We start from the raw sequence: 2901 nt of genomic DNA, 5'->3' as shown, positions 1-2901 counted from the left end.
ACGCCGGCGTCGTGCGGATGCGCGCGGCGGAATAGTCCTGCGCATGCGCGCGGCCGAATAGCGTCCCTCACTCCCTCCCCCGTTTGCGGGGGAGGGTCGGGGTGGGGGTTCGTGACTCAAGCGCACCCTTATCCTCCACCCCCACCCAACCAGCCTACGCTCCGCTGCGGCCTTCGGCGCCTTCGGCGTCGAAGCCACCGCTTGCGGGGGAGGGCCAGGAATCTCCGATGCCCATCTCTGCCCTCGCGCTCTGCTCGCGCGCGCTGCTGCGCCTCGGCGCCCAGCCGATCGCCTCCTTCACCGAGGGCACGGCCGAGGCCGAGATCGCCGCCAATCTCTATCCCGGCATCCGCGACGCGCTGCTCTCCGCGCATCCTTGGTCCTTCGCCAGCGGCCAGGCGGATCTCCCGCGCCTCGCCGACACGCCCTTCGCCGACTTCACGCGCTGCTTCCAGCTGCCGCCCGATTTCCTGCGCGCGCTATCGGCCGGTAGCGGCGGCCGCGGCCGCGGCGCGACCTACCGCATCCACGAGGACCGGCTGCATGCGGATGCCGAGGCGATCACGCTCACCTATGTCTTCCGCCCGGACGAGAGCGCCTTCCCGGCCTTCTTCGCCGCCGCCCTCGTCGCGCGGCTCGCCGCCGAGTTCTGCCTGCCGCTGACCGAGAGCGTCTCGCGCGCCGAGGCCCTGTTCCGCCTCGCCGAGCAGGAGCTGCGCGCCGCGCGCCAGGCCGACAGCCAGCAGGCCACCATCCGCGCCATCGAGGGCTTCCCCCTCGTCGACATCCGCGGCTGACCCGCATGTCCGCGACCCGACGCATCAAGTCGAGCTTCGCCGCCGGCGAGCTCGCGCCCGAGCTCTACGGCCGCACGGATCTCCGCGCCTTCGAGAACGGCGCGCGGCGCCTGCGCAACGTCGTCATCCAGCCGACTGGCGGCGTGACGCGCCGCCCGGGGCTCCGGCACATCGCCACGCTGCCCGGCCCGGCACGCCTGATCCCCTTCGAGTTCAACACCGAGCAGGCCTACCTGCTCGCGCTGACGCACAACCGGCTGCAGGTGTTCAAGGACGATGCCGAAGTCGCGTCCTTCGCCACGCCCTGGACCACGGCGATGCTGCCGCAGCTCGCCTTCACCCAGAACGCCGACACGCTGCTCGTCTTCCATCCGGACCATGCGCCGCAGCGCCTGACGCGCAGCAGCCATGTCGCCTGGTCGCTCACCGACTTCGGCTTCGCCCGGCCGCCCTTCCACCTCTTCGTCCCCGGCGTCGCGCTGATCCCGAGCGGCCCGACGGGCGACATCTCCATCGCCGCCAGCGCCCCGGTCTTCCAGCCCGGCCATGCGGGGGCCGAGCTGCGGATCGAGGGCCGCGCCGTGCGCGTCACCGCCGTGCTCGGCGCGCAGCAGCTGCTCGCCGAGGTGCTCAGCCAGCCGCTGCTCTCCACCGCGCAGACGCAGGCCTGGGACGAGGCGGCCTTCAGCTGGGCGCGCGGCTGGCCGGTCTGCGGCGGCTTCCACCAGTCGCGCCTTGTGCTCGGTGGCTCGCGCGACCTGCCGAACCGGCTTTGGCTCTCGCGCACCGGCGACCTCGCGAATTTCGACCCCGGCACCGGGCTCGACGACGAGGCGATCGAGTTCGCGCTGATGTCGGACCAGGTGAACGCGATCCGCGGCGTCTTCTCTGGCCGCCACCTGCAGGTCTTCACCTCCGGCGCGGAGTGGATGGTCAGCGGCGATCCGCTGACCCCCTCCTCGATCCAGCTCAACCGCCAGACCCGCATCGGCAGCCGCGTGGACCGCATGGTGCCGCCGGTGGACGTGGACGGTTCCACCGTCTTCGCCGCGCGGTCCGGCCGCAGCGTCACGGAGTTCGCCTACACAGACGTCGCCGACGCCTACCAGGCCAACGACCTCGCGCTCGTCGCGCGCCACATCGTCCGCGACCCCGTCTCCATGGCCTATGACGGGGCGGAGCGGCTGCTGCACCTCGTCATGGCCGACGGCAGCCTCGGCACGCTGACGCTCTACCGCGCCGAGCAGGTGATCGCCTGGACCCGACAGGAGACGCAGGGCGCCTTCCGCGCCGTCGCCGAGGCCGATGGCCGGATCTACACGGTGGTCGAGCGTGGCGGCACGCATCGGCTCGAACGCTTCGACGCCGCGCTCGGCCTCGACGCCGCGCTGACCGGCACGGCGGCCGAGCCGCAGGACGAATGGTCCGGCCTCGAACACCTCGAGGGGCGGCAGGCCGGCATCCTGGCGGATGGCGCGCCGCGCGCCGAGGCGACGGTGGCCGCGGGCCGCGTGACGCTGGATCCGCCGGCAACGTCGGTGCAGGCCGGGCTGCCGTTCACGCATGTGATCGAGCCTTTGCCGCCGCAGCTCTCGCTCGGCCTCGGCGCCGGCGCGGCGCCGCTGCGGCTCGTCTCCGCCACCTTCCGTGTGCTGGAGACGCCGGCGCTGTCGGTCGATCTCGGGCGTGGGCTGCAGCCGGTGCCGTTCCGGCGCCTCGATACGACGCTGCTGGATGCCGCGCCGCCGCCCTTCACCGGCGACGTCACGCTGCGCGCCCTCGGCTGGCGGCGCGACGCGATGACGCCGCTCTGGCGCGTCGAGGGCAACCTGCCGCTGCCGCTCACGCTGCTTTCCGTCACCACCGACACCAGGATGACCACGTGATGGCCCAACTCGTCCCCATCGCCGCACTGGTCGGCACCGGCGCCACGCTCTACGGCGTGGCGCGCCAGTCCAAGGTGCAGAAGGCGCAGCAGCAGGTGCAGGTCGCCAACGCGCAGGCCGACGCGGAGTCGCGCGCCGCGCAACTCGCCGCGCAGCAGGCGGCCGATGCCCGCGCCCGCGCCACGCGGCTGGCCGGCACCACCGCCTCGGCCCGCGCC

At 73.3% G+C, this 2901-nt stretch carries 2 protein-coding genes and 1 pseudogene; all 3 read left to right on the top strand.

Annotation, left to right across the window (positions count from 1 at the left end):
• The first annotated feature begins 227 nt into the window (after window positions 1-227).
• Window positions 228-797, top strand: coding sequence for a hypothetical protein (locus L2I40_RS21405; RefSeq protein WP_237217238.1), 570 nt, complete (start codon window positions 228-230; stop codon window positions 795-797).
• Window positions 798-802: 5 nt separating this feature from the next.
• Window positions 803-2683 (top strand): hypothetical protein, encoded by a 1881-nt coding sequence (locus L2I40_RS21400; protein WP_237217237.1) that lies wholly within the window; start codon window positions 803-805, stop codon window positions 2681-2683.
• Window positions 2683-2901, top strand: a pseudogene (locus tag L2I40_RS21395) (hypothetical protein); the annotation flags it as partial. The gene L2I40_RS21400 and the pseudogene L2I40_RS21395, both read left to right, overlap by 1 nt.

Origin of the sequence: Falsiroseomonas oryziterrae (assembly GCF_021864505.1) — a bacterium.
GTDB lineage: Bacteria > Pseudomonadota > Alphaproteobacteria > Acetobacterales > Acetobacteraceae > Falsiroseomonas > Falsiroseomonas oryziterrae.
This window is presented reverse-complemented; position numbering and strand designations above follow the sequence as displayed.